Raw genomic sequence first — 25619 nt, 5'->3', positions numbered from 1 at the left:
CGGGGCACTTCATGCAAAATTCAATCGGCGCACCTAAGCAGAGGCTCAGCCTCAGCGATCCACGAGTGCGTGCGTGGGTATTTCAGATCGTCACCATCGTGGCGGTTATCTCGCTGGGCTGGTTTCTGTTCGATAACACGCAGACCAACCTCGAGCACCGGGGTATCACTTCCGGTTTCAGCTTCCTGGAGCGCAGTGCCGGTTTCGGCATCGCTCAAACCCTGATCGACTACACCGAAGCGGACAGCTATGCCCGCGTTTTTGTCATCGGGTTGCTCAACACACTGCTGGTGACTTTCATCGGCGTGATCCTGGCAACGATCCTCGGTTTCATTGTCGGCGTGGCCCGACTGTCGAAAAACTGGATCATCGCCAAAGTAGCCACGGTGTATGTGGAGGTTTTCCGCAACATACCGCCGCTGCTGCAGATCCTGTTCTGGTATTTCGCGGTGTTCCTGACCATGCCTGGGCCGCGCAACAGTCATAACTTCGGCGACACCTTCTTTGTCAGCAGCCGTGGCCTCAACATGCCAGCGGCGCTGATGTCGGAAGGGTTCTGGCCGTTCGTGGCCAGTGTCGTGCTGGCGATTGTCGCCATCGTGCTGATGACCCGCTGGGCCAACAAGCGCTTCGAAGCCACTGGTGAGCCGTTCCATAAGTTCTGGGTCGGCCTGGCGCTGTTCCTGGTTATCCCGGCGTTGTGCGCGCTGATCTTCGGTGCTCCCGTGCATTGGGAGATGCCGGAACTCAAGGGCTTCAACTTCGTTGGTGGCTGGGTACTGATTCCGGAATTGCTGGCCTTGACCCTGGCGCTGACGGTGTATACCGCGGCGTTCATCGCCGAAATCGTGCGTTCGGGCATCAAGTCGGTGAGCCATGGCCAGACCGAGGCAGCTCACTCGTTGGGCCTGCGCAACGGTCCGACCTTGCGCAAGGTAATCATCCCGCAAGCCCTGCGTGTGATCATCCCGCCGCTGACCAGCCAATACCTGAACCTGGCGAAGAACTCTTCGCTGGCGGCCGGTATCGGTTACCCGGAAATGGTTTCGCTATTTGCCGGCACGGTGTTGAACCAGACCGGCCAGGCCATCGAGGTGATCGCGATCACCATGAGCGTGTACCTGGCGATCAGTATCAGCATTTCCCTGCTGATGAACTGGTACAACAAGCGCATTGCGCTGATCGAGCGGTGAGGAAAAGCGCATGACATCCCATACTTTCAAACCTGATATGCCGCCGCCGAGCAAAGTGTTCGGGCCGATGGCATGGATGCGCGCGAACATGTTCTCCAGCTGGCTCAATACGCTGCTGACGCTGTTCGCGTTCTACCTGATTTACCTCGTGGTCCCGCCGATCCTCAGTTGGGCGATCCTCGATGCCAACTGGGTCGGCACCACCCAGGCCGACTGCACCAAGGAAGGCGCCTGCTGGGTGTTCATCCAGCAGCGTTTCGGGCAGTTCATGTACGGCTATTACCCGACGGGCCTGCGCTGGCGCGTAGATCTGACCGTGTGGCTGGCCGTGCTCGGTGTTGCGCCGCTGTTCATCTCGCGCTTCCCGCGCAAGGCGATCTACGGCCTGAGCTTCCTGGTGCTGTACCCGATCATCGCCTGGTGCCTGCTGCACGGTGGTGTATTCGGCCTGGACGCCGTGGCAACCAGCCAATGGGGCGGCCTGATGCTGACCCTGGTGATCGCCACCGTCGGTATCGCTGGCGCGCTGCCGCTGGGTATCGTCCTGGCCCTGGGCCGGCGTTCGAACATGCCGGCGATCCGTGTGGTCTGCGTGACCTTCATCGAGTTCTGGCGCGGTGTGCCGTTGATCACGGTGCTATTCATGTCGTCGGTGATGCTGCCGCTGTTCCTGCCCGAAGGCATGAACTTCGACAAGCTGCTGCGAGCACTGATCGGGGTGATCCTGTTCCAGTCGGCCTACGTGGCCGAAGTGGTGCGCGGCGGCCTGCAAGCCATTCCCAAGGGTCAGTACGAAGCGGCCGCGGCGATGGGCCTGGGTTACTGGCGCAGCATGGGCCTGGTGATTCTGCCGCAAGCCTTGAAGATGGTCATCCCGGGTATCGTCAACACCTTCATTGCGTTGTTCAAGGACACGAGCCTGGTGATCATCATCGGCCTGTTCGACCTGCTCAACAGCGTGAAACAAGCTGCCGCCGACCCGAAATGGCTGGGCATGGCCACTGAAGGCTATGTGTTCGCCGCCCTGGTGTTCTGGATTTTCTGTTTTGGTATGTCCCGCTATTCCATGCATTTGGAACGCAAGCTGGACACTGGCCACAAGCGTTAGGAGCGTAGTTTATGAGTGAAGCGATCAAACAGCCTGTGAGCCCTGAAGGCATTATTCAGATGCAGGGCGTCAACAAGTGGTACGGCCAGTTCCACGTGTTGAAAGACATCAACCTGAACGTCAAGCAGGGCGAGCGTATCGTGCTGTGTGGCCCGTCGGGCTCCGGCAAGTCCACCACCATCCGCTGCCTCAACCGCCTGGAAGAGCACCAGCAGGGTCGCATCGTGGTCGACGGCGTGGAACTGACCAACGACCTCAAGCAGATCGAAGCGATCCGCCGTGAAGTCGGCATGGTGTTCCAGCACTTCAACCTGTTCCCGCACCTGACCATCCTGCAGAACTGCACCCTGGCGCCGATGTGGGTGCGCAAGATGCCCAAGCGCAAGGCCGAGGAAATCGCCATGCATTACCTGGAGCGCGTACGCATTCCAGAGCAGGCGCACAAGTACCCGGGCCAGCTCTCCGGCGGTCAGCAACAGCGTGTGGCCATCGCCCGTGCCCTGTGCATGAAGCCGAAAATCATGCTGTTCGACGAGCCGACCTCGGCCCTCGACCCGGAAATGGTGAAAGAAGTGCTGGACACCATGATCGGCCTGGCCGAAGACGGCATGACCATGTTGTGCGTGACCCACGAAATGGGCTTCGCCCGCACCGTGGCCAACCGCGTGATCTTCATGGACAAGGGTGAAATCGTCGAACAGGCCGCGCCGAACGACTTCTTCGACAACCCGCAGAACGACCGCACCAAGCTGTTCCTGAGCCAGATCCTGCATTGATCCGGCCTTAGGCAGTGAAATAAACCCGGACTTGTCCGGGTTTGTTTTTTTCTGCTTCGGCTGCTCAGGAAGTCGTGAGGATTTCGTGCTCCTTGTGCACCGTCGTCTTGAATCCTCTCAAGTCCGCGCCTTCAGCCAGGGTTCGTGCATCTGCAAGCAAATGCGGGTAGCGATCAAGCAGGCGCATCAGCAGCATCAACGCTTTTGGTGGCAATACCTCACCGCGCTCATAGCGGGAAAACGCGTTGTGCCCGCCACCTGACAACAGCGCCACCGCTTCTTTTTGGGAGAGATGCAGTTTGCGACGGATGCGTTTCATTTCTTCGCCAATCATCTTCCTGGCGGCGATGACCAGTTCATCCCCCGCGTTCGTGTGACGATCCGAACAACCGGGGTCGAGTTCGACCTCGCCGCACATTTGGCATTCCCAGCCAGACAAGTCATCGATCCGGCGTTCCAGTCCCTTGACGCGCAGGGTTTCTGCGCGGCCTTCGAAATGCGACATGCCCTGCGGAGCGCCACAGCTGAAGCACTGTTGAGCTTTCATGGGGTTTTCTCCTTGAATGAGATCACCGGTGGGCCTCCGCTTGGGCGGTAGGTCACCTTGATGTAAATTTCCAGACCCTGTGAGTGGGTGTGGTAGACGTCGTGCCAGACCCGATGGTCGTCGTAGGTCGTTACGGACTTGTAGAACTGCTGGCGCTGAAGTCCACACGCAACCTCCAACATGTCCGAAGCTGTCAAGCCCAGCGTCCCGGCGGTTTTTGTCGCGGTGGCGGTGAATGCCTTTCCTCCCAGCCGCTTGATATCCGCCTTGATCACGCCCAGGTCGTAATGGGGTGTGCTTTTGTTCATAAGGTCCTGTTCCAAAATTACCCTCACAGGGTAATTTTGACCAATCAATAATTTAGTTTCTTTTCCCTCCCATTGACCCTAGGCGATTGCCGTCCTACACGAAGCTGACTAACATGTCAGAAAATTCATCCTATGATTGGATGAAAGGGCGAATTCTATGTCAGCTATTTCTCCATTGATGAAACGCTCCCTGGTCGACCAGGCCTTGGAACAATTGCGTCGGCGTATTAGCGATGGTGTGTGGGCCGTCGGCCAGCGCTTGCCCACCGAGCCGGAGTTGGTGGCGGAGCTGGGTATCAGCCGCAACACCGTGCGTGAAGCCATGCGCGTGCTGGCGTTTTCCGGGTTGATCGAGATCCGCCAGGGCGATGGCAGCTACGTGCGGGCGGTGGTTGATCCGCTGGATACGCTCAAGGTGCTATCCCGTTGTTCGCTGGAACAGGCCCGGGAAACCCGGCATATCCTGGAGGTAGAGGCCATTGGCCTGGCGGCGCTGCGGCGCACCGATGAGGATCTGCTTGCCTTGCGTCGGGCGCTGCAAGACAGCGGCAAGCATTATCACGGCGACCTGGAGCAGTACATTGCCTGCGACCTGGTGTTCCACCGCCTCCTGGTAGATGCCGCGCACAACCCTGCGCTCAGTGAACTCTATCGCTACTTCTCCAGCGTCATCGGCGCACAGTTGCGCCAGAGCCTCAACATCGCCCCGCGTCATCAACATGTCTTCGACCTGCACGTCGAAATCCTGGACGCCGTCGAGCAACAGGACTCGCAACGGGCCAAGTCCCTGTGCCGCCAGTTGATCAATGAACCCTGAGCGCTTGAAACCCTGAACCCCGAACCCGAGTTTCCCATGTCCCGCGATTTGCTTGACCCTGCCACTTCGACGGCGCCCAAACGCGCCGCCGAACTTGAAGAACTGTTGATCGACGCCGAGGCCGACGACGAGCAGACCCAGCAGCGCCCTCTGTTGGTGCGTCGCCCCTGGCTGTTGCTGCTGGGTTTGATCCTGGTGGCGCTGAACCTGCGTCCGGCGTTGGCGAGCATGGCGCCGCTGCTCAGTGAAGTATCAAGAAGCCTAGGCCTGTCGGCTGCCCAGGCCGGTTTGCTGACCACATTGCCTGTGCTTTGCCTGGGCCTGTTCGCGCCGCTGGCGCCGGTGCTGGCGCGGCGTTTCGGTGCTGAGCGCGTGGTGCTGGGGATCTTGTTGGCGCTGGCGGGCGGGATTGTCTTGCGCAGTGCGTTCGGTCAGGTCGGGCTGTTTGTCGGCAGCATCCTGGCCGGCGCGAGTATCGGTGTGATCGGCGTGCTGCTGCCGGGCATCGTCAAGCGTGACTTCGCCAAACAGGCTGGCGCCATGACCGGCGTCTACACCATGGCGCTGTGCCTGGGCGCGGCGATGGCGGCCGGGGCGACGGTGCCGCTGAGTGAGCACCTTGGCCACAGTTGGGCCTTGGGCCTGGGCTTCTGGGTGGTCCCGGCGCTGCTGGCGGCGGTGTTCTGGTTACCGCAGGTGGGCGAGAAACACGGAGCCCACCAAGTGGCGTACCGGGTCCGCGGCTTGCTGCGCGATCCCTTGGCCTGGCAAGTGACCTTGTACATGGGGCTGCAATCGTCCCTGGCCTACATCGTCTTTGGCTGGCTGCCGTCGATCCTGATTGGACGTGGCCTGACGCCGACCCAGGCCGGGCTCGTGCTGTCCGGCTCGGTCATCGTGCAGCTGATCAGTTCTCTCGCGGCGCCCTGGTTGGCAACACGTGGCAAGGACCAGCGCCCGGCCATCGTGATCGCCATGCTCATGACCCTGGGCGGGCTGTTCGGTTGCCTCTACGCACCCATCGATGGCTTGTGGGGCTGGGCGATCCTGCTGGGCTTGGGGCAGGGTGCGACGTTCAGCCTGGCGCTCACGCTGATCGTATTGCGTTCGCGGGACGCCCACGTGGCCGCCAACCTGTCCAGCATGGCCCAGGGCTTTGGTTATACGTTGGCGTCGCTGGGGCCGTTCGCGGTGGGGGTGGTCCACGACTTGACCGGCGGCTGGAATGCCCTGGGCTGGATCTTCGGCCTGGTTGGCCTGGGGGCGATCATCGCCGGAATCGGCGCAGGCCGGGCGTTGTACGTCGGGGTCAGCAGCGAAAGGGTCACTGACCTTCGTTGATATCATTTTCATGGCGAATGACGATAGTTTTCCCGGCGGCGGCAGATTATCGTGCTGGCCTACTGAAACGTTTTTCGGAGCCTGTCCATGAGTGATGCCCACAACGCCTTGATCACCCGTTTCTATCAGGCCTTCCAGCGCCTGGACGCCGAAGCCATGAGCGCCTGCTACACCGACGACGTGCTGTTCAGCGACCCGGCGTTCGGCGAACTGCGCGGGCGCGATGCCGGTGACATGTGGCGCATGCTCACGACCCGGGCCAAGGACTTTTCCCTGACCTTCGATAACGTGCGCAGCGATGAGCGTACCGGTGGTGCTCATTGGGTGGCGACGTACCTGTTCAGCCAGACCGGCAACATCGTGATCAATGACATTCAGGCGCGCTTCGTTTTTCGCGACGGCAAGATCTGCGAGCACCACGACAGCTTCGATCTGTGGCGCTGGTCTCGCCAGGCATTGGGCACCAAGGGCCTGTTGCTGGGCTGGACACCGCTGGTGCGCAACGCCGTCAGGGCCCAGGCCCTCAAGGGGCTGCGGGCGTTCCAGGCCAGTCGCTGATAAGATCGCGGCTTGTCTTTGCCGATCTGTTGAACATCTTGTGACGACTGCTGCCCCCTCTCCCGATTTGCCTGCACAAGGCCCCGCCGAACCGGACAAACCCTGGTTCGTCTACCTGGTGCGGGCCGCCAACGGCTCGCTGTACTGCGGCATCAGCGATGACCCGGTGCGGCGTTTCGCCAAGCATCAAAGCGGCAAGGGCGCGCGCTTCTTCCTTTCCAGCCCGGCAGTGGCCCTGGTGTATACCGAGGCTTGTCGCGACAAGGGCGAGGCCCTGCGCCAGGAGCGGCTGATCAAAAAGCTCAAGAAAAGCGCCAAGGAATGCCTGGTGGCCAGTGCGCTGTCGCTCAATCAGCCGGGCTGATAGGCCTTTATCAGGCCGGTAGGCTGACCCGCTCAGGCGCGCTAAGCTGCAAGACTTCATTCCTGCAGTGGCTAATCTCATGTCAGAGCTGATCCTTCATCATTACCCAACGTCTCCTTTCGCGGAAAAAGCCCGGCTGCTGCTGGGTTTCAAGGGGCTGTCCTGGCGTTCGGTGAGCATCCCGCCGATGATGCCCAAGCCTGACCTGACGGCACTGACAGGCGGCTATCGCAAGACACCGGTATTGCAGGTCGGTGCGGATATCTATTGCGATACGTCGCTGATGGCCCGCCGGCTGGAGCAGGAAAAAGCCTCGCCGGCACTGTTCCCCGAAGGCCGGGAAATGCTGGCCGCGTCCTTTGCCGCCTGGGCCGATTCGGTGGTGTTCCAGCATACGGTGAGCCTGGTGTTCCAGCCGGAGTCGGTGGCGGTGCGGTTCGCCAAGCTATCGCCCGAAGCGATCAAGGCGTTCGTCAGCGACCGCGCCGGGCTGTTCAGTGGCGGCACGACTACGCGCTTGGCTGCCGAGCAGGCCAAGCACCAATGGCCAACGATCATGGCCCGGTTGGAGCAACAGTTGCAGCGCGAGGAGGGTGATTTCCTGTTGGGTGATCCGTCGATTGCCGACTTCGCCATGGCCCATCCGCTGTGGTTCCTCAAAGGCACTCCGGTGACCTCACCGCTGGTGGATGCGTATCCGGCTGTCTCGGCCTGGTTGGCGCGGGTGTTGGGTTTCGGCCATGGTGCGCCGAACGGGATGAGTTCCGAAGAAGCCTTGGAGGTTGCCCGCAATGCTACACCGGCAGCGCTGCCGGATGAGGCATTCGATGAGCCGAACGGGTTCACGGCAGGGCAGCAGGTGACCATCGCCGCGACCGACTATGGCGTCGATCCGGTGGCCGGGGAGTTGGTGTTTGCCGGGAGCGAGGAACTGATCCTGCGTCGCGAAGACGAGCGGGGCGGGGTGGTGCATGTGCACTTTCCGCGGTTTGGCTTCCGGATCGAGGCTCGATGAACAACGAATGACCTTGTGGGAGCGAGCTTGGTGGGAGCAAGGCTTGCCCGCGATGAACGCGCCGCGGTCTCTTGAGTACCGCAGCGCCTGGATCGCGAGCAAGCTTTGCTCCCACAAAGCTCGCGATGAGTCCCTAAAATCTATATCGCGGACAGCGCCCTACCGAACTCGCCCCCTGCCGAGCATCAGTTGCGGCGCTTGAGCTGGTCGGTCAGCGACGTGGGCAGGCCCTTGATGATCAGCGTGCCGGCCTCTTCGTCGTACTCGATCTTGGAGCCCAGCAAGTGCGCTTCGAAGCTGATGGACAAGCCTTCGGCGCGACCGGTGAAGCGGCGGAACTGGTTGAGGGTGCGTTTATCCGCAGGGATTTCCGGCGACAACCCGTAGTCCTTGTTGCGGATGTGATCGTAGAAGGCTTTCGGGCGATCTTCATCGATCAGCTCGGACAGCTCCTCCAGGCCCATCGGCTCGCCGAGCTTGGCCTGGCTGCTGGCGTAATCGACCAGGGTCTTGGTCTTTTCCCGGGCATCGTCTTCCGGCAGGTCTTCGCTTTCGACGAAGTCACTGAAGGCCTTGAGCAGGGTGCGGGTCTCGCCGGGGCCGTCGACACCTTCCTGGCAGCCGATGAAGTCACGGAAGTATTCCGAGACCTTCTTGCCGTTCTTGCCCTTGATGAACGAGATGTACTGCTTCGATTGCTTGTTGTTCTGCCATTCCGACACGTTGATCCGCGCCGCCAGGTGCAACTGGCCCAGGTCCAGGTGACGGGACGGGGTCACGTCCAGCTCATCGGTCACTGCCACGCCTTCGCTGTGGTGCAGCAGGGCGATGGCCAGGTAGTCGGTCATGCCTTGCTGGTAATGAGCGAACAGCACGTGGCCGCCCACCGACAGGTTGGACTCTTCCATCAGTTTTTGCAGGTGTTCCACCGCCACGCGACTGAAAGCGGTGAAATCCTTGCCGCCGTCCAGGTACTCCTTCAGCCAGCCGCTGAACGGATGCGCCCCGGACTCGGCATGGAAAAAGCCCCAGGCCTTGCCTTGCTTGGCGTTATAGCTCTCGTTGAGGTCGGCGAGCATGTTCTCGATGGCCGTGGACTCTGCCAGTTCGGAGTCGCGGGCATGGAGCACAGCAGGGGTGCCGTCGGGTTTTTTGTCGATCAGGTGGACGATGCAATGACGGATCGGCATGGATTTCTCGGCTGTTGAAAGAGAGGAGGGCGTGCTCCCCGAAAAAGGGCCCAGTGTACCGCAATCACTGGTTTTGGAACCCGGCAAAGGCCCTTTCAGACCCGTCCGACACCCTATATGCATTTTTTTAACGTTTTAGCGCAAGAAAGCTGACCAAATGGGTAGCTAGAGGCGGATATTTCAGAGGCGTTGTGCTAGTTTTGCCCGGTCTTACGCGAAGTCACTGCGTTAAGCGTGCATTCAGCATCTGTCAGGTCGAACCAAACCCGGTTTTCGGCATCTATTACCCCGATCCGTCGCGGTGATTGCCGAGGGTGCCTGATCAAGAGAGATCGGGCTCGATGGCTGACACTGCACTCTGCAATCCATATGAATTTGATAGGGAAGGAACACTACATGGCTCTTACTAAAGACCAACTGATCGCTGATTTGGCTGAATCTGTAGACGCACCAAAAGCTACCGTGCGTTCGCTGCTGGACCAACTGGGCCAAGTGGTTGCCGATCAGCTGGAAAATGGCGGCGAAATCACTCTGCCAGGCGTTGGCAAGCTGAAAGTCACCGAGCGTCCTGCCCGTACCGGCCGCAACCCTTCGACTGGCGCTGCCATCGAAATCGCTGCCAAGAAAGTGATCAAGCTGGTTGTGGCCAAAGGCCTGACCGACGCGGTCAACAAGTAAGACCGCAGTAAAAAAAACCGTGCCTCGGAGCGATCCGGGCACGGTTTTTTATTGCCTTGAAAACCACCCGTAGGTGTCTTTCTAATCCTTGCGAACCCAGCGGGCTTGGCGCCAGGCTTGCTGCTGGGCCTCGGTCTGGAAGGTCCAGGCCACGAAACGACTCTGCTTCTGGCCCTGGGACATCTCCACCACCTGGCTGTGCAGCGCACCGGCCTTTTTCAGCGCGGTTTGAATCGCCGGCAGGTTCGACGCCTTCGACACCAGTGTGCTGAACCACAGCACTTGCCCGGCCAACTGCGCGCTTTCACCGATCAGTTGCGTCACGAACCGGGCTTCCCCACCCTCGCACCACAGCTCGGCGGCCTGACCGCCAAAATTCAGCACCGGCAGCTTGCGCTTTGGATCGGCCTTGCCCAGTGCCCGCCACTTGCGCTGGCTGCCCTTGGTGGCCTCGTCCAGGGATGCATGGAATGGCGGGTTGCACATCGTCAGGTCGAACCGTTCGGTGTCTTCCAGCAAACCCAGGAGAATCTGCTTGCGGTTGGCTTGCTGGCGCAACTGGATGGCTTTGTTCAAGCCATTGGACTGGACGATGGCCTTGGCCGAGGCGATGGCCGTTGGGTCGATCTCCGAACCGAGGAAGTGCCAGCGGTAGTCGCTGTGGCCGATCAACGGATAGACGCAATTGGCGCCGGTGCCGATGTCCAGCACCTTGACTGCCGCCCCGCGGGGGATTTCACCTTCGTTGTGGCTGGCGAGCAAATCGGCGAGGAAGTGCACATAGTCCGCCCGACCTGGCACCGGCGGGCACAGGTAGTCGGCCGGGATATCCCAGTGGGCGATGCCATAGAAAGCTTTGAGCAGCGCCCGGTTGAAAACCCGCACGGCTTCGGGGCTGGCAAAGTCGATGCTTTCCTTGCCGTAGGGGTTGATGATCACGAACTTGGCCAGTTCCGGCGTGCTCTTGATCAACGCCGGGAAGTCGTAGCGGCCCTGGTGGCGGTTGCGCGGATGCAGGCTGGCCTTCTCGCGCGGCGCCACGGCTTTGGCCTCCGGGGTGGACTTGGGCTTCTGGCGGGCTGGTTTGGGTGTGCGGGGGGCGGTCATGGGCGGGTCGATTCGGGGAGGGTTCAAAAAGAGGCGGGCATTGTCCCACATCCGGCCCGGTCTTGATGGTAGCGCGGACCAAATTGTGGGAGCGGGCTTGCTCGCGAAGGTGTCGGTACATTCAAAGCAGAGGCAAGCTGACCCACCGCTTTCGCGAGCAAGCCCGCTCCCACAAGGGATGTTTATTGTCTGGGAGAAAGTGACAGGCATGAAAAAGGAGGTCCAATAGGACCTCCCTTTTCATTGCGAACCGCCGTTACAGGCTGGCAATCCGCGCATGCTGCTCGGCCAGCTTGCCCAAGGCCTGTTCAGCCTCGGCCAGTTTGGCCCGTTCCTTCTCGATGACTTCGGCCGGCGCCTTGTCAACGAAGCCGGCGTTGGACAGCTTGCCGCCGACCCGCTGTACTTCGCCTTTGAGACGCAGGATTTCCTTGTCCAGGCGCGCCAGTTCGGCGGCCTTGTCGATCAGGCCCGCCATTGGCACCAGCACTTCCATCTCGCCGACCAGGGCGGTGGCCGACAGTGGCGCTTCTTCGCCGGCTGCCAGGACCGTCACCGATTCAAGCTTCGCCAGTTTCTTGAGCAGTGCCTCGTTTTCGTTGAGGCGACGCAGGTCTTCGGCGTTGGCGTTCTTCAGGAACAGGGCCAGTGGCTTGCCCGGGCCGATGTTCATTTCGGCGCGGATGTTACGCAGGCCCAGCATGAAGGTCTTGAGCCACTCGATGTCGTCTTCGGCCGCCGGATCGATGCGGCTTTCGTTGGCCACCGGCCACGGTTGCAGCATGATCGTCTTGCCTTGGGCACCTGCCAGCGGTGCGATGCGCTGCCAGATTTCCTCGGTGATGAACGGCATGAACGGATGCGCCAGGCGCAGGGCCACTTCCAGTACGCGCACCAGGGTGCGACGGGTGCCGCGCTGGCGTTCGACCGGTGCGTTTTCGTCCCACAGCACAGGCTTGGACAGCTCCAGGTACCAGTCGCAATACTGGTTCCAGATGAATTCGTACAGGGCTTGTGCGGCCAGGTCGAAACGGAACTGGTCCAGTTGGCGGGTCACTTCGGCTTCGGTGCGCTGCAACTGCGAAATGATCCAGCGATCGGCCAGGGTCAGCTCAAAGGCTTCGCCGTTCTGGCCGCAGTCTTCGCCTTTATCCAGCACGTAGCGCGCAGCGTTCCAGATTTTGTTGCAGAAGTTGCGATAGCCTTCGACGCGGCCCATGTCGAACTTGATGTCGCGACCGGTGGACGCCAGCGAGCAGAAGGTGAAACGCAGGGCGTCGGTGCCGTAGCTGGCGATGCCCTCGGCGAATTCTTCGCGGGTGGCTTTCTCGATCTGCTTTGCCAGTTTCGGCTGCATCAGGCCGGAGGTGCGTTTCTGCACCAGGGTTTCCAGGTCGATGCCGTCGATGATGTCCAGCGGGTCCAGGACGTTGCCCTTGGACTTGGACATCTTCTGGCCCTGGCCGTCGCGCACCAGGCCGTGGACATAGACGGTCTTGAACGGCACTTGCGGCGTGCCGTCCTCGTTCTTCACCAGGTGCATGGTCAACATGATCATCCGGGCGACCCAGAAGAAAATGATGTCGAAGCCGGTGACCAGGACGTCGGTGGAGTGGAATTTCTTCAGGAATTCGGTCTGCTGCGGCCAGCCCAGGGTGGAGAAGGTCCACAGGCCGGAGCTGAACCAGGTGTCGAGGACGTCGTTGTCCTGCGCCAGGGCAACGTCCGGGCCGAGATTGTGCTTGGCGCGGACTTCGGCTTCATCGCGGCCGACATAGACCTTGCCCGATTCGTCGTACCAGGCCGGGATGCGATGGCCCCACCACAGCTGGCGGCTGATGCACCAATCCTGGATGTCGCGCATCCACGAGAAGTACATGTTTTCGTATTGCTTGGGCACGAACTGGATGCGGCCGTCTTCGACAGCGGCAATCGCCGGTTCAGCCAGCGGCTTGGTGGACACGTACCACTGGTCGGTCAACCACGGCTCGATGATGGTGCCGGAGCGGTCGCCTTTCGGGACTTTCAGGGCATGGTCGTCGACGCTGACCAGCAGGCCGGCGGCATCGAACGCCGCGACGATCTGCTTGCGTGCTTCGAAGCGGTCCAGGCCGGCGTATTCGGCCGGGATCTGGCCGTCGACGCTTTCGTTCAGCGTGCCGTCGAGGTTGAATGCCTGGGCCGCCGGCAATATGTTGGCGTTCTTGTCGAAGATGTTCAGCAGCGGCAGGTTGTGGCGCTTGCCGACTTCGTAGTCGTTGAAATCGTGGGCCGGGGTGATTTTCACGCAGCCGGTGCCGAATTCAGGGTCGCAGTAGTCGTCGCCGATGATCGGGATGCGACGGCCAACCAGAGGCAGTTCGACGAATTTGCCGATCAGCGCCTGGTAGCGTTCATCGTTCGGGTTCACCGCCACGGCGGAGTCGCCCAGCATGGTTTCCGGACGCGTGGTGGCGACAATCAGGTAATCCTTGCCTTCGGCGGTCTTGGCGCCGTCGGCCAGCGGGTACTTCAGGTTCCACAGGAAACCTTTCTCGTCGTGGTTCTCCACTTCGAGGTCGGAAATGGCCGTGTGCAACTTGGTGTCCCAGTTGACCAGGCGCTTGCCGCGATAGATCAGACCGTCTTCATGCAGGCGCACGAAGGCTTCCTTGACCGCTTCCGAGAGGCCGTCATCCATGGTGAAGCGCTCGCGGCTCCAGTCCACGGACGAGCCGAGGCGACGGATCTGGCGGCTGATGTTGCCACCGGACTCGTCTTTCCATTCCCAGACTTTCTCGAGGAATTTCTCGCGACCCAGGTCATGGCGACTCTGGCCCTGGGCTTCGAGGCGGCGCTCCACCAGCATCTGCGTGGCGATACCGGCGTGGTCGGTGCCCGGCTGCCACAAGGTGTTGCGACCTTGCATGCGCCGGAAACGGATCAGCGCGTCCATGATTGCGTTGTTGAAGCCGTGGCCCATGTGCAGGCTGCCGGTGACGTTCGGCGGCGGGATCATGATGGTGTAGGAATCGCCCGCGCCTTGCGGAGCGAAATAATTCTCGGACTCCCAGGTGTTGTACCAGGAAGTTTCAATGGCGTGCGGCTGGTAGGTCTTATCCATGCGCGGCGGGACCCTATTGGCATTTATTCAGGAAAAGCCGGGAAGTATAGCGGGCGGGGCTGGTGCAAGCCACATGCAGCAAGCTGGAAGCTTGGCAGATGGCTTGTGGGCGCAACCGAACACCTTGTGGGAGCGAGCTTGCTCGCGATAGCGGTAGATCAGCAACATTGATGTTGACTGACACACTGCTATCGCGAGCAAGCTCGCTCCCACAAGGTGTTCGGTAGTCAGTAAATCTCGGGGTTATTCGTACTGGCTCAGCAACCGCTCCATCCGTGCATCCAGCCGACGCTTGATCTCGGTCTCGATGTGCGGGGCGAAGTCGTCGATGACGTCTTGCATGATCAACTGCGCGGCAGCGCGCAATTCGCGGTCCAGGTGCAGCAGGGCGTCGGGGCCCTTGGTTTCGGTCTTGGCAGCCGGCTTGGGTTCGGGCTGGCCGTTGATCGGGTCGAACAGCAGGGGGATCTGTTCGTCATGCACCGGCTCGTGCACGACCGTGTCGGTCAGCAGCGGCGGTTGCAGGTTGTCGTCGCCGAGCAGTTGGCGGATCGACTCGAGGTCATCCAGCAGGTGCGCAGGCTTTTGTGGCGGTTTTGGAGTGTCCATCGTAGGGCTCAGAGTCGCTGTAAACGGTGGTCTTGCAGAGGATAGCCCTGTTCGCGGTAGAAACGGAAACTCTCCCGCGCGGCTTGTCGGATGGCCGGGTCTTCGACCACTACTTCCGCCACACGGGCGAAGCGCTGGGCAAAGGCCGGTACTTTCAGGTCGAGGTTGACCAGCAAGTCCTGGTGCTGGCCGCAGTCATCCCCCAGCCCCAGCACGATCAACCCCTCGGGTTCGTTTTCGGCTGGACCGTGGGGCACGAAGCTCTCGCCCTTGAAAGCCCACAGGCGTGCGTCCAGGTCCTCGCGCTGGGCGGCATCGCTGCAATGCAGGTAGATGCGGTGCCCCATGCGCCAGGCCTTTTCAACGAGCTTGCAGGCGAAATCCAGCCGCGCCGATGGATCGGCGCTGGGCAGGATATAGAAATCGACTTTGGTCATTGCGGTTCCTGAGCCGCCGATGACGCCGCCCGAGGGCGACGCCAGCGACGGTCATTGGTGTCAGGCCTTGGCGCGGTCCAGCAGGTACTGGGTCAGCAGGGGCACCGGACGGCCGGTGGCCCCCTTGTCCTTGCCGCCGCTGGTCCACGCCGTGCCGGCGATGTCCAGGTGCGCCCAGTTCAGGTTCTTGGTAAAGCGCGACAGGAAGCAGGCCGCGGTGATGGTCCCGGCTTTCGGGCCGCCGATGTTGGCGATGTCGGCGAACGGGCTGTCCAGTTGCTCCTGGTACTCGTCGAACAGTGGCAACTGCCAGGCGCGGTCGTCGGCCTGTTGGCCGGCGCTGAGCAGTTGGCCGATCAGCTCATCGTTGTTGCCCAGCAGGCCCGAGGTGTGGGAGCCGAGGGCGACGATGCAGGCGCCGGTCAGGGTCGCGATGTCGATCACCGCTTGCGGCTTGAAGCGCTCGGAGTAGGTGAGGGCGTCACACAGCACCAGGCGGCCTTCGGCGTCGGTGTTGAGGATTTCCACGGTCTGGCCGCTCATGGTGGTGACGATGTCACCCGGGCGCGAGGCCGTGCCGCTGGGCATGTTCTCGGCGCAGGCCAGGATGCACACCAGGTTGATCGGCAGTTGCAGTTCGAGCACGGCGCGCAGGGTGCCGAACACGCTCGCGGCGCCGCCCATGTCGTACTTCATCTCATCCATGCCGGCACCGGGCTTGAGGCTGATGCCGCCGGTGTCGAAGGTGATGCCCTTGCCGACCAGTGCGTACGGCTTCTCGGATTTCTTGCCGCCGTTGTATTGCATCACGATCAGGCGTGGCGGCTGGGCGCTGCCCTGGCCGACGGAGTAGAACGAACCCATGCCCAGGTCCTTGATCTTCTTCTCGTCGAAGACTTCGACCTTCAGGCCCTTGAATTCCTTGCCCAGTGCCTTGGCCTGTTCGCCGAGGAACGTCGGGTGGCAGATGTTCGGCGGCAGGTTGCCCAGGTCGCGGGTGAACGCCATGCCGTTGGCAATCGCGGTGGCGTGGGTCACGGCGCGCTGGACTTCAGCCTGGGCGGCCTTGATGGTCAGCAGGGTGATTTTCTTCAGGGCGCGGGGTTCGGCTTTCTGGCTCTTGAACTGGTCGAACTGGTATTCGCCGTCCACCAGGGTTTCGGCCAGCAGGCGGTTCTTGCCGTAGCTGTCGCGGCCCTTGATCACCAACTCGTCCAGCGCCAGGGCGGCCTCAGTGCCGCCAAGGCCCTTGAGGGTGCCCAGCACGCCGGCAATGATTTTACGGAACGGACGGTCGCCCAGTTCAGCGTCCTTGCCCACGCCCACCAGCAATACGCGCTCGGCCTTGAGGTTGGGCAGGTTGTGCAGCAACAGGCTCTGGCCGACCTTGCCGGCCAGGTCACCGCGCTTGAGCACGGCGCTGATGGCGCCGCCGCTCAGGGTGTCGAGCTGGGTGGCGACCACGCCGAGCTTGCGGTTTTCACCGACGGCGACTACCAGTGTGGCGGTTTTCAACGTTTCTGGGCTGACGCTTTTTACAACCAGTTCCATGTCCGGATCCCTGAGTCAATGGTCAAGAGGCCAGGCGCCGAGACAGTGGCGCGCTGAGCAGCTGTCTTCTATATAAGAGAAGCGCCGGGACTTGCCGGCGACAAGGGCCGCAGTTTGAACCCCGGCGGCCGAGCCTGACAACCCTGGGAGCCGTTAACTTTTTGACTGTGAAGCGTCTGCTTATAAGCGTGCGCAGTGACAGGCGCCTCCAATCACAGGATAATGCGGCTCTTTTTTTGGCGGCTCGCTGCATGAGCTGGCTCGATACGTTTCTTGTTTGGCCGCCTTAGCCTGACAATCCTGGAGTGTCTGGTTTGATCGTCTTCCGTTATTTATCCCGCGAAGTCCTGCTGACCCTGAGCGCGGTCAGCGCCGTGCTGCTGGTCATCATCATGAGCGGGCGCTTCATCAAATACCTCGCCCAGGCAGCCTCCGGTGCCCTGGACCCGGGCTCGCTGTTCCTGATCATGGGGTTCCGCCTGCCGGGCTTCTTGCAATTGATCCTGCCGCTGGGGTTGTTCCTCGGCATCCTGCTGGCTTACGGGCGCTTGTACCTGGACAGCGAAATGACCGTGCTGTCGGCCACCGGCATGAGCCAGCAGCGCCTGTTTCGCATGACGCTGTTCCCGGCCACGGTGGTGGCGCTGGTGGTGGCGTGGCTGAGCCTGAGCCTGGCCCCCCAGGGCGCCAACCAGTTTCAACTGCTGATCAACCAGCAGGACGCCATGACCGAGTTCGACACCCTGGTGCCAGGGCGTTTCCAGGCCCTGCGCGACGGTACGCGCGTGACCTACACCGAACAGCTCTCGGAGGACCGGATCGACCTGGGCGGTGTCTTCATTACACAAAAGAACCTGTCTTCGGATACCAAGAAAGACCGCGGCATTTCCGTGCTGGTGGCCGAGAAGGGCCGGCAGGAAATCAACCCCGACGGCAACCGCTACCTGATCCTGGAAAACGGCTATCGCTATGACGGCAAGCCGGGGCAGGCCGATTACCGGGCCATCAAGTACGACACCTATGGCGTGCTGTTGCCCAAGCCCGAGGTCAGCGACGAAGTCACCGACCGCGACGCGATGTCCACCGCCAGCCTGCTGGGCAACAAAGACATCCGTGCCCGTACCGAGCTGCAATGGCGCCTGTCCTTGCCGCTACTGGTGTTCATCGTGACCCTCATGGCGGTCCCGCTGTCGCGGGTCAATCCGCGCCAGGGGCGTTTCCTCAAACTGCTGCCGGCGATTCTTCTCTATATGGCTTACCTGACCATCCTGATTTCCGCCCGCGGTGCGTTGGAGAAAGGCAAGATCCCGCCAGCCCTGGGCTTGTGGTGGGTGCACTCGATCTTCCTGGTCATCGGCCTGGGACTGCTTTATTGGGAACCACTGCGCCTGAAGCTGGCCAGTCGCCGCAGCGCGCTGGAGGTGGCCCGTGGTTAAGCTCGATCGCTACATCGGCAGCAGTGTGTTCATGGCGATCCTTGCGGTGCTGGGGATCATTCTGGGGCTGGCGACCCTGTTCGCCTTCATCGATGAAATGGGCGACGTCAGCGACACCTATACCTTGGTGGACGTGGCGAGCTACGTGCTGCTGACGGCGCCGCGGCGCTTGTATGACATGCTGCCGATGGCCGCGCTGATTGGTTGTCTGATCGGCCTGGGCAGCCTGGCCAGCAACAGTGAACTGACCATCATGCGCGCCGCCGGCGTGTCCATTGGTCGGATCGTCTGGGCGGTGATGAAGCCGATGCTGGTGTTGATGCTGGTGGGTGTGTTGATCGGCGAGTACATCGCCCCGGCCACCGAGAATACTGCCCAGGCCAACCGTTCCCTGGCCCAGGGTGGCGGCGATGCGCAAAGCGCCAAGCACGGCCTGTGGCACCGCCAGGGCGACGAGTTCATCCACATCAACTCGGTCCAGCCCAACGGCATTCTGTATGGCGTGACCCGTTATCGCTTCGACGAGCAACGGCACATGCTGTCGTCGAGTTTCGCCAAGCGCGCCAAATTCGCCGAGGATCACTGGCAACTGAATGATGTCACCACCACCTTGTTCCATGACAAGCGCACCGAGGTGGTCGCCGCCCCACAGGAACGTTGGGATGTGTCGATCAGCCCGCAGTTGCTCAGTACCGTGGTGATGGCACCTGAATCCCTGTCGATTACCGGCTTGTGGGGTTATATCCACTACCTGGCGGACCAGGGCCTGAATAACGGCCGCTACTGGCTGGCTTTTTGGGTCAAGGTGTTGCAACCGTTGGTCACTGCCGCCCTGGTACTGATGGCGATCTCCTTCATCTTTGGCCCGCTGCGTTCGGTGACCCTCGGCCAGCGGGTGTTTACCGGCGTGCTGGTGGGCTTCACTTTCCGTATCGCCCAGGACCTGCTGGGGCCGTCGAGCCTGGTGTTCGGCTTCTCGCCGCTGTTTGCGGTGCTGGTGCCGGCCGGTGTCTGCGCGTTGGCCGGGCTCTGGCTGTTGCGTCGGGCCGGTTGATTGCTCGTGTAGCGAGAGGGCTGTGGGGGCAAGGCTTGCCCGCGATGAAGGCCCTGTGGTCTTTCATAGATCGGGGTGGCTGTTTCGCGAGCAAGCTTTGCTCCCACTTGCGCGGTGTATCAGGTACAATTCCCGGCTATTTTTCGGCGGGCTATGCCTGCAGCCTTTTTGAGTGTTGATCCGTGAGTGATTTGAGTCATATCCGCAATTTCTCCATCATCGCCCACATTGACCATGGCAAGTCGACGCTGGCCGATCGCTTCATCCAGATGTGCGGCGGCCTGGCCGAGCGCGAAATGGAAGCCCAGGTCCTGGACTCCATGGACCTGGAGCGTGAACGCGGGATCACCATCAAGGCCCACAGCGTTACCCTCTACTACAAGGCCCGCGACGGCATCACCTATCAGCTGAACTTCATCGATACCCCGGGCCACGTCGACTTCACCTATGAAGTCAGCCGGTCGTTGGCGGCCTGTGAGGGCGCATTGCTGGTGGTCGATGCTGGCCAGGGCGTCGAAGCCCAGTCGGTTGCCAACTGCTACACGGCCATCGAGCAGGGCCTGGAAGTCATGCCGGTACTGAACAAGATCGACCTGCCCCAGGCCGATCCGGACCGCGTGAAGGAAGAAATCGAGAAAATCATCGGCATCGATGCCACCGACGCGGTCACCTGCAGCGCCAAGACCGGCCTGGGTGTGGACGAAGTGCTCGAGCGCCTGGTGCATACCATTCCCGCGCCGACCGGCAACATCGAAGATCCGCTGCAGGCGTTGATCATCGACTCCTGGTTCGACAACTACCTGGGCGTGGTCTCCCTGGTTCGTGTGCGCCATGGCCGCGTGAAGAAGGGCGACAAGATCCTGGTCAAGTCCACCGGCAAGATCCACCTGGTGGACAGCGTCGGTGTATTCAACCCCAAGCACACTGCCACCGTAGACCTGAAGGCCGGTGAAGTGGGCTTCATCATCGCCGGCATCAAGGACATCCACGGGGCGCCGGTCGGCGACACCCTGACCTTGAGCTCCACCCCCGACGTCGATGTGCTGCCAGGTTTCAAACGCATCCAGCCGCAGGTCTATGCCGGCCTGTTCCCGGTCAGCTCCGACGACTTCGAGGATTTCCGCGAAGCCCTGCAAAAGCTGACCCTGAACGACTCGTCCCTGCAATACACCCCGGAAAGCTCCGACGCCCTGGGCTTCGGCTTCCGTTGCGGGTTCCTGGGCATGTTGCACATGGAAATCATCCAGGAGCGCCTGGAGCGCGAGTACGACCTGGACCTGATCACCACGGCACCGACGGTTATTTTCGAGCTGCTGCTCAAGAACGGCGAAACCATCTACGTCGACAACCCGTCCAAGCTGCCGGACCTGTCGGCCATCGAGGACATGCGCGAGCCGATCGTGCGGGCCAACATTCTTGTGCCTCAGGAGCACCTGGGTAACGTCATTACCCTGTGCATCGAGAAGCGCGGCGTGCAGCACGACATGCTGTTCCTCGGCACGCAGGTCCAGGTGACCTACGACCTGCCGATGAACGAAGTGGTGCTGGACTTCTTCGACCGCCTCAAATCCACCAGTCGCGGCTATGCTTCGCTGGACTATCATTTCGATCGTTACCAATCGGCTAATCTGGTGAAGCTGGATGTGCTGATCAACGGTGAGAAAGTCGATGCCCTGGCATTGATCGTGCACCGTGACAACGCGCACTACAAAGGTCGTGCATTGACCGAGAAGATGAAGGAACTGATTCCGCGGCAGATGTTCGATGTGGCAATCCAGGCCGCCATTGGCGGGCAGATTGTGGCGCGTACAACCGTCAAGGCGCTCAGAAAGAACGTATTGGCCAAATGCTACGGTGGCGACGTCAGCCGTAAGCGCAAGCTGTTGGAAAAGCAGAAGGCCGGTAAAAAACGCATGAAGCAGGTCGGTAACGTGGAAATTCCACAGGAAGCCTTCCTTGCGGTGCTCAGGTTGGATAGTTAGGTCCTATGTCGCTAAATTTCCCGCTGTTGCTGGTTATCGCCGTGTTTGTCTGCGGCCTGTTGGCGTTGCTTGATCTGTTGTTCCTGGCGCCTCGGCGCCGGGCGGCCATCGCCTCTTATCAGGGCAGCGTCAGCCAGCCTGATGGTGTGGTGGTCGAAAAGCTCAACAAGGAACCGCTGCTGGTCGAATACGGCAAGTCGTTCTTTCCGGTGCTGTTCATCGTGCTGGTGCTGCGCTCGTTCCTGGTGGAGCCGTTCCAGATCCCGTCCGGCTCGATGAAGCCGACCCTGGACGTGGGTGATTTCATCCTGGTGAACAAGTTCTCCTACGGGATTCGCCTGCCAGTGATCGACAAGAAAGTCATCGAAGTCGGTGATCCGCAACGCGGCGATGTCATGGTGTTCCGCTTCCCAAGCGACCCGAACGTCAACTACATCAAGCGTGTTGTCGGCCTGCCGGGCGACACGGTCCGCTACACCGCCGACAAGCGCCTGTTCGTCAATGGCGAATCGGTGGCCGAACAGTTGCTTGGCTCCGAGCCGGGTACGCTGGGCAGTGCCGAGCTCTACCGGGAAAAACTCGGCGAGACCGAACACCTGATCCGCAAGGAAATGAGCCGCTACCGCGCAACGCCGGACCGTTCATGGACCGTGCCGGCGGGGCACTATTTCATGATGGGCGACAACCGCGACAACTCCAACGACAGCCGTTACTGGGATGATCCGAACATTCCCAAGAACCTGCTGGGCATGGTTCCGGACCGGAACATCGTCGGCAAGGCCTTTGCGGTCTGGATGAGCTGGCCGGAACCCAAACTCAGTCACCTGCCGAATTTCTCGCGGGTTGGCCTGATCAAGTAATCACACACGGCGCTGTTGAACACAGCGCCGAATGCTTTTCTGGAGCCTGCGCAAGGTTGCCCGAAGGCATGAAGCCAACGATAGTCAGGACGTATTTTTGAACACAGCGTTAATTGTCCCAAGCCAACGGCGCCTTGCCGCCGTGGCGGTGGAATCCAGCCACGAACTCAGCGTGGGTAAACCGTGAGCGTTTCTCTAAGCCGTCTCGAGCGTCAGCTCGGTTACACCTTCAAGGACCAGGACCTGATGCTCCTGGCCCTCACTCACCGCAGTTTTGCCGGGCGCAACAACGAACGCCTGGAATTCCTCGGTGATGCCATCCTCAACTTCGTGGCCGGCGAGGCGCTGTTCGAGCGTTTCCCGCTGGCCCGCGAAGGCCAGTTGTCGCGTTTGCGCGCACGATTGGTAAAAGGTGAGACCCTGGCCGTATTGGCCCGTGGTTTCGACCTGGGCGACTATCTGCGCCTGGGCTCCGGTGAGTTGAAAAGCGGCGGTTTCCGTCGCGAGTCGATCCTGGCCGATGCCCTGGAAGCGTTGATTGGCGCGATCTACCTGGATGCAGGCATGGAAATGGCGCGTGAACGCGTGCTGGCCTGGCTGACCTCCGAGATCGACAGCCTGACGCTGGTGGACACCAACAAGGACCCCAAGACCCGTCTGCAGGAATTCCTGCAATCGCGCAGTTGCGAGTTACCGCGCTACGAAGTCGTGGATATCCAGGGTGAGCCGCATTGCCGAACCTTCTTCGTCGAATGCGAAGTGGTCCTATTGAATGAAAAAAGCCGGGGTCAGGGTGTGAGTCGTCGTATTGCCGAACAGGTAGCGGCCGCCGCAGCACTGATTGCCCTGGGTGTGGAGAATGGCAATGACTGATACAACCGTCACCCGCTGCGGCTATGTCGCCATTGTCGGTCGGCCGAACGTGGGCAAGTCCACGCTGCTGAACCACATCCTGGGCCAGAAGCTGGCGATCACCTCGCGCAAGCCCCAGACCACCCGCCACAACATGCTGGGCATCAAGACCGAAGGCGCCGTGCAGGCGATCTACGTCGACACCCCGGGCATGCACAAGGGCGGCGAAAAGGCCCTGAATCGCTACATGAACAAGACTGCCTCGGCGGCGTTGAAAGACGTCGACGTGGTGATCTTCGTGGTCGACCGCACCAAGTGGACCGAAGAAGACCAGATGGTCCTCGAGCGCGTCCAGTACGTGACCGGTCCCTTGATCGTAGCGCTGAACAAGACCGATCGCATCGAAGACAAGGCTGAACTGATGCCGCACCTGACCTGGTTGCAGGAACAGTTGCCGAACGCCCAGATCATCCCGATCTCTGCCCAGCACGGCCATAACCTCGACGCGTTGGAGCGGGTGATTGCCGAACACCTGCCGGAAAACGATCATTTCTTCCCCGAAGACCAGATCACCGACCGCAGCAGCCGTTTCCTCGCCGCCGAGCTGGTGCGTGAGAAAATCATGCGCCAGATGGGCGCCGAGCTGCCGTACCAGATCACGGTCGAGATCGAAGAGTTCAAGCAACAGGGCAAGACCCTGCATATCCATGCGCTGATCCTCGTCGAACGTGACGGCCAGAAGAAAATCATCATTGGCGATAAGGGCGAGCGCATCAAGCGCATCGGCACCGAGGCGCGCAAGGACATGGAGCTGCTGTTCGACTCCAAGATCATGCTCAACCTGTGGGTCAAGGTGAAGGGTGGCTGGTCCGACGACGAGCGAGCGTTGCGTTCGTTGGGTTACGGCGACCTCTGATCAGCTGACTGGATGTACCGAGAACCATTGTGGGAGCGAGCTTGCTCGCGATGAGGGCCTGCTGTTCAACATGGATGTTGACTGACAGACCGCTATCGCGAGCAAGCTCGCTCCCACATTGGTTTGGGGCTGTTTAAAAACTCTGCTCGTCCATTGAGAACTCTGATTCCCATGCCCCCAACCCAACCCACCGGCCAACCCGCCTACGTCCTCCACAGCCGTGCCTACCGCGAAAGCAGCGCCCTGGTGGACTTCCTCACGCCGCAAGGGCGGTTGCGGGCAGTATTGCGTGGGGCGCGGGGCAAGGCCGGGACGTTGGCGCGGCCGTTCGTGCCGCTGGAAGTCGAGTTCCGTGGCCGGGGTGAGTTGAAAAATGTCGGGCGCATGGAAAGCAATGGCGTCGCCGCGTGGCTCAACGGCGAGGCATTGTTCAGTGGCTTGTACCTCAATGAACTACTGATCCGCCTGCTGCCCGCCGAAGATCCCCATCCGGCGGTCTTCGACCACTATGCCGCCACGCTGCTGGCCCTGGCCGAAGGCCGGCCGCTGGAGCCGCTGCTGCGCTCCTTCGAATGGCGGCTGCTGGATGACCTCGGCTATGGTTTCGCCCTGAACACCGACCTGCACGGCGAGCCTATCGCCGCCGATGGCCTGTACCGCTTGCAGGTGGATGCCGGCCTGGAGCAGGTCTACCTGTTGCAACCTGGGCTGTTCAACGGTGCCGAGCTGCTGGCCATGGCCGAGGCCGACTGGAGTGCCCCGGGAGCCTTGTCGGCGGCCAAGCGGCTGATGCGCCAGGCGCTGGCCGTGCATCTGGACGGGCGGCCACTGGTCAGTCGCGAGCTGTTTCGCAAGCCCTGATCAACCCGTATGCTGTGGGCCGACTATTCGTCCATTCAGGAGCCTTTTCGTGAGCACCAGCAATCGCATTCTTCTCGGCGTGAACATCGACCATGTCGCCACCCTGCGCCAGGCCCGCGGTACCCGTTACCCGGACCCGGTCAAGGCCGCACTGGACGCGGAAGAGGCGGGCGCCGACGGCATCACCGTGCACCTGCGTGAAGACCGTCGCCATATCCAGGAGCGTGACGTGCTGCTGCTCAAGGATGTGCTGCAAACCCGCATGAACTTCGAAATGGGCGTGACCGAAGAAATGATGGCGTTCGCCGAGCTCATTCGCCCGGCGCACATCTGCCTGGTGCCGGAGACGCGTCAGGAGCTGACCACCGAAGGCGGCCTCGACGTAGCGGGGCAGGAGGCGCGGATCAGCCTGGCGGTGGAACGCCTGTCGAAGATCGGCGCCGAGGTGTCGTTGTTCATTGACGCCGACGAACGGCAGATCGAGGCTTCCAAGCGTGTTGGTGCGCCGGCCATCGAACTGCACACCGGCCGTTACGCCGATGCCGAGACCCCCACGGACGTGGCCGATGAGCTGCAACGAGTAGCTGATGGCGTCGCCTTCGGCCTGGCCCAGGGCCTGATCGTCAACGCCGGCCATGGCCTGCACTATCACAACGTCGAAGCCGTCGCGGCCATCAAGGGCATCAACGAGCTGAATATCGGCCACGCGCTGGTGGCCCATGCGTTGTTCGTCGGGTTCAAGTCGGCTGTGTCGGAAATGAAAGCGCTGATCCTGGCTGCCGCCAGATCCTGACCCCATCCCATACAGCTTAATTAAGGCTTGCCTGATCCATTGTGGCGAGGGAGCTTGCTCCCGCTGGGCTGCGAAGCGGCCCCAAGATTTTGCGGTCGCTACGCAACCGAGCGGGAGCAAGCTCCCTCGCCACGGGTTCATCACAGCATCAGAAGTTGTGTAC

The 25619-nt window shown here is 61.3% G+C and carries 25 protein-coding genes; 17 read left to right on the top strand and 8 right to left on the bottom strand.

Going from position 1 to position 25619, the window contains the following annotated elements:
- Positions 1-11: 11 nt before the first annotated feature.
- Genes Q7F16_RS17560 through Q7F16_RS17550 form a run of 3 tightly spaced genes read left to right on the top strand, consistent with a single transcriptional unit; the run spans position 12 to position 3077 of the window.
- Positions 12-1193: an amino acid ABC transporter permease gene (locus Q7F16_RS17560; protein ID WP_014340024.1), complete on the top strand. Its 1182-nt coding sequence runs from the start codon at positions 12-14 to the stop codon at positions 1191-1193.
- Positions 1194-1203: 10 nt separating this feature from the next.
- Positions 1204-2301, top strand: a complete 1098-nt coding sequence (locus Q7F16_RS17555) for an amino acid ABC transporter permease (RefSeq protein ID WP_014340023.1) — start codon at positions 1204-1206, stop codon at positions 2299-2301.
- An 11-nt stretch (positions 2302-2312) separates the two neighbouring features.
- Positions 2313-3077 carry an amino acid ABC transporter ATP-binding protein gene (locus tag Q7F16_RS17550; protein WP_003178331.1) on the top strand — a complete coding sequence of 255 codons (765 nt, stop codon included), beginning with the start codon at positions 2313-2315 and terminating at the stop codon, positions 3075-3077.
- 64 nt (positions 3078-3141) lie between these two features.
- Here Q7F16_RS17550 and Q7F16_RS17545 read toward each other — a convergent pair whose 3' ends face one another.
- Together Q7F16_RS17545 and Q7F16_RS17540 are read right to left on the bottom strand one after the other, a co-directional pair.
- The gene (locus Q7F16_RS17545) at positions 3142-3624 is read right to left on the bottom strand and encodes a type II TA system antitoxin MqsA family protein (protein ID WP_046064870.1); all 483 of its coding nucleotides are present in this window, start codon (positions 3622-3624) and stop codon (positions 3142-3144) included.
- Positions 3621-3932, bottom strand: a complete 312-nt coding sequence (locus tag Q7F16_RS17540; RefSeq protein WP_046064869.1) for a type II toxin-antitoxin system MqsR family toxin — start codon at positions 3930-3932, stop codon at positions 3621-3623. The genes Q7F16_RS17545 and Q7F16_RS17540 overlap by 4 nt, the downstream gene beginning before the upstream one ends.
- Before the next feature lie 157 nt (positions 3933-4089).
- Between Q7F16_RS17540 and Q7F16_RS17535 the strand changes: the two genes are divergently transcribed.
- From Q7F16_RS17535 to Q7F16_RS17515, 5 genes are all read left to right on the top strand, one after another.
- Positions 4090-4749, top strand: a complete 660-nt coding sequence (locus Q7F16_RS17535) for a FadR/GntR family transcriptional regulator (protein ID WP_409556122.1) — start codon at positions 4090-4092, stop codon at positions 4747-4749.
- A gap of 12 nt (positions 4750-4761) precedes the next feature.
- A complete protein-coding gene (locus Q7F16_RS17530; RefSeq protein ID WP_409556171.1) occupies positions 4762-6090 on the top strand; it encodes a CynX/NimT family MFS transporter in 1329 nt (442 codons plus the stop codon).
- Positions 6091-6177: 87 nt separating this feature from the next.
- Positions 6178-6648, top strand: coding sequence for a nuclear transport factor 2 family protein (locus tag Q7F16_RS17525; RefSeq protein WP_014340019.1), 471 nt, complete (start codon positions 6178-6180; stop codon positions 6646-6648).
- Between the two features lie 40 nt (positions 6649-6688).
- On the top strand, positions 6689-7012 hold the full coding sequence (locus tag Q7F16_RS17520; RefSeq protein WP_046064866.1) for a GIY-YIG nuclease family protein: 324 nt from the start codon (positions 6689-6691) through the stop codon (positions 7010-7012).
- A 79-nt stretch (positions 7013-7091) separates the two neighbouring features.
- Positions 7092-8027, top strand: coding sequence for a glutathione S-transferase family protein (locus Q7F16_RS17515; RefSeq protein WP_079302546.1), 936 nt, complete (start codon positions 7092-7094; stop codon positions 8025-8027).
- A 185-nt stretch (positions 8028-8212) separates the two neighbouring features.
- Here the strand turns inward: Q7F16_RS17515 and yejK are convergent, their stop codons facing one another.
- A complete protein-coding gene (gene yejK, locus Q7F16_RS17510) occupies positions 8213-9217 on the bottom strand; it encodes a nucleoid-associated protein YejK (protein ID WP_014340016.1) in 1005 nt (334 codons plus the stop codon).
- A gap of 396 nt (positions 9218-9613) precedes the next feature.
- Here yejK and Q7F16_RS17505 point away from each other — a divergent pair, with 396 nt between their 5' ends.
- A complete protein-coding gene (locus Q7F16_RS17505; protein WP_003205289.1) occupies positions 9614-9895 on the top strand; it encodes an HU family DNA-binding protein in 282 nt (93 codons plus the stop codon).
- Between the two features lie 81 nt (positions 9896-9976).
- Here the strand turns inward: Q7F16_RS17505 and rlmF are convergent, their stop codons facing one another.
- The 5 genes from rlmF to Q7F16_RS17480 all read right to left on the bottom strand — a co-directional run bounded on the left by rlmF (position 9977) and on the right by Q7F16_RS17480 (position 16702).
- Positions 9977-11002, bottom strand: coding sequence for a 23S rRNA (adenine(1618)-N(6))-methyltransferase RlmF (rlmF, locus tag Q7F16_RS17500; protein ID WP_046064897.1), 1026 nt, complete (start codon positions 11000-11002; stop codon positions 9977-9979).
- A 256-nt stretch (positions 11003-11258) separates the two neighbouring features.
- Positions 11259-14105 (bottom strand): valine--tRNA ligase, encoded by a 2847-nt coding sequence (locus tag Q7F16_RS17495; RefSeq protein WP_046064864.1) that lies wholly within the window; start codon positions 14103-14105, stop codon positions 11259-11261.
- A gap of 243 nt (positions 14106-14348) precedes the next feature.
- Entirely contained in the window at positions 14349-14714 is a 366-nt protein-coding gene (locus Q7F16_RS17490; RefSeq protein ID WP_018606209.1) for a hypothetical protein, read from the bottom strand.
- An 8-nt stretch (positions 14715-14722) separates the two neighbouring features.
- On the bottom strand, positions 14723-15151 hold the full coding sequence (locus tag Q7F16_RS17485) for a DNA polymerase III subunit chi (RefSeq protein ID WP_014340012.1): 429 nt from the start codon (positions 15149-15151) through the stop codon (positions 14723-14725).
- Between the two features lie 60 nt (positions 15152-15211).
- Complete coding sequence (locus tag Q7F16_RS17480; protein ID WP_046064862.1) at positions 15212-16702, bottom strand: leucyl aminopeptidase; 1491 nt, start codon at positions 16700-16702, stop codon at positions 15212-15214.
- A gap of 314 nt (positions 16703-17016) precedes the next feature.
- Between Q7F16_RS17480 and lptF the strand changes: the two genes are divergently transcribed.
- The 8 genes from lptF (at position 17017) to pdxJ (ending at position 25456) form a co-directional block, all read left to right on the top strand.
- A complete protein-coding gene (gene lptF / locus Q7F16_RS17475) occupies positions 17017-18138 on the top strand; it encodes an LPS export ABC transporter permease LptF (protein ID WP_014340010.1) in 1122 nt (373 codons plus the stop codon).
- Entirely contained in the window at positions 18131-19192 is a 1062-nt protein-coding gene (gene lptG, locus Q7F16_RS17470) for an LPS export ABC transporter permease LptG (protein ID WP_014340009.1), read from the top strand. The genes lptF and lptG overlap by 8 nt, the downstream gene beginning before the upstream one ends.
- Before the next feature lie 182 nt (positions 19193-19374).
- Positions 19375-21174: a translation elongation factor 4 gene (gene lepA / locus Q7F16_RS17465; protein WP_003205274.1), complete on the top strand. Its 1800-nt coding sequence runs from the start codon at positions 19375-19377 to the stop codon at positions 21172-21174.
- Between the two features lie 5 nt (positions 21175-21179).
- On the top strand, positions 21180-22034 hold the full coding sequence (gene lepB, locus Q7F16_RS17460) for a signal peptidase I (RefSeq protein WP_014340008.1): 855 nt from the start codon (positions 21180-21182) through the stop codon (positions 22032-22034).
- A 183-nt stretch (positions 22035-22217) separates the two neighbouring features.
- A complete protein-coding gene (gene rnc / locus Q7F16_RS17455; protein WP_003205268.1) occupies positions 22218-22907 on the top strand; it encodes a ribonuclease III in 690 nt (229 codons plus the stop codon).
- Entirely contained in the window at positions 22900-23802 is a 903-nt protein-coding gene (gene era / locus Q7F16_RS17450; protein WP_003205264.1) for a GTPase Era, read from the top strand. Before rnc ends, era begins: the two co-directional genes overlap by 8 nt.
- Before the next feature lie 171 nt (positions 23803-23973).
- A complete protein-coding gene (gene recO / locus Q7F16_RS17445; RefSeq protein ID WP_409556121.1) occupies positions 23974-24663 on the top strand; it encodes a DNA repair protein RecO in 690 nt (229 codons plus the stop codon).
- A gap of 49 nt (positions 24664-24712) precedes the next feature.
- Positions 24713-25456: a pyridoxine 5'-phosphate synthase gene (pdxJ, locus tag Q7F16_RS17440; protein ID WP_046064861.1), complete on the top strand. Its 744-nt coding sequence runs from the start codon at positions 24713-24715 to the stop codon at positions 25454-25456.
- Positions 25457-25619 lie beyond the last annotated feature (163 nt).

It is taken from the genome of Pseudomonas sp. Lb2C2 (assembly GCF_052112205.1).
GTDB lineage: Bacteria > Pseudomonadota > Gammaproteobacteria > Pseudomonadales > Pseudomonadaceae > Aquipseudomonas > Aquipseudomonas kilonensis.
Note: the sequence above shows the minus strand (reverse complement) of the source record. Positions and strands in the feature narration are given on the sequence as shown.

Bases quoted from the DNA above. Each gene is read 5' to 3' on its own strand.
- yejK (WP_014340016.1), bottom strand. From the start codon at position 9,217: ATGCCGATCCGTCATTGCATCGTCCACCTGATCGACAAAAAACCCGAC.
- recO (WP_409556121.1), top strand. From the start codon at position 23,974: ATGCCCCCAACCCAACCCACCGGCCAACCCGCCTACGTCCTCCACAGC.
- Q7F16_RS17550 (WP_003178331.1), top strand. From the start codon at position 2,313: ATGAGTGAAGCGATCAAACAGCCTGTGAGCCCTGAAGGCATTATTCAG.
- Q7F16_RS17545 (WP_046064870.1), bottom strand. From the start codon at position 3,624: ATGAAAGCTCAACAGTGCTTCAGCTGTGGCGCTCCGCAGGGCATGTCG.
- Q7F16_RS17485 (WP_014340012.1), bottom strand. From the start codon at position 15,151: ATGACCAAAGTCGATTTCTATATCCTGCCCAGCGCCGATCCATCGGCG.
- Q7F16_RS17535 (WP_409556122.1), top strand. From the start codon at position 4,090: ATGTCAGCTATTTCTCCATTGATGAAACGCTCCCTGGTCGACCAGGCC.
- era (WP_003205264.1), top strand. From the start codon at position 22,900: ATGACTGATACAACCGTCACCCGCTGCGGCTATGTCGCCATTGTCGGT.
- Q7F16_RS17515 (WP_079302546.1), top strand. From the start codon at position 7,092: ATGTCAGAGCTGATCCTTCATCATTACCCAACGTCTCCTTTCGCGGAA.
- lepB (WP_014340008.1), top strand. From the start codon at position 21,180: ATGTCGCTAAATTTCCCGCTGTTGCTGGTTATCGCCGTGTTTGTCTGC.
- Q7F16_RS17505 (WP_003205289.1), top strand. From the start codon at position 9,614: ATGGCTCTTACTAAAGACCAACTGATCGCTGATTTGGCTGAATCTGTA.
- Q7F16_RS17560 (WP_014340024.1), top strand. From the start codon at position 12: ATGCAAAATTCAATCGGCGCACCTAAGCAGAGGCTCAGCCTCAGCGAT.
- Q7F16_RS17495 (WP_046064864.1), bottom strand. From the start codon at position 14,105: ATGGATAAGACCTACCAGCCGCACGCCATTGAAACTTCCTGGTACAAC.
- Q7F16_RS17480 (WP_046064862.1), bottom strand. From the start codon at position 16,702: ATGGAACTGGTTGTAAAAAGCGTCAGCCCAGAAACGTTGAAAACCGCC.
- Q7F16_RS17490 (WP_018606209.1), bottom strand. From the start codon at position 14,714: ATGGACACTCCAAAACCGCCACAAAAGCCTGCGCACCTGCTGGATGAC.
- Q7F16_RS17525 (WP_014340019.1), top strand. From the start codon at position 6,178: ATGAGTGATGCCCACAACGCCTTGATCACCCGTTTCTATCAGGCCTTC.
- Q7F16_RS17555 (WP_014340023.1), top strand. From the start codon at position 1,204: ATGACATCCCATACTTTCAAACCTGATATGCCGCCGCCGAGCAAAGTG.
- Q7F16_RS17540 (WP_046064869.1), bottom strand. From the start codon at position 3,932: ATGAACAAAAGCACACCCCATTACGACCTGGGCGTGATCAAGGCGGAT.
- rlmF (WP_046064897.1), bottom strand. From the start codon at position 11,002: ATGACCGCCCCCCGCACACCCAAACCAGCCCGCCAGAAGCCCAAGTCC.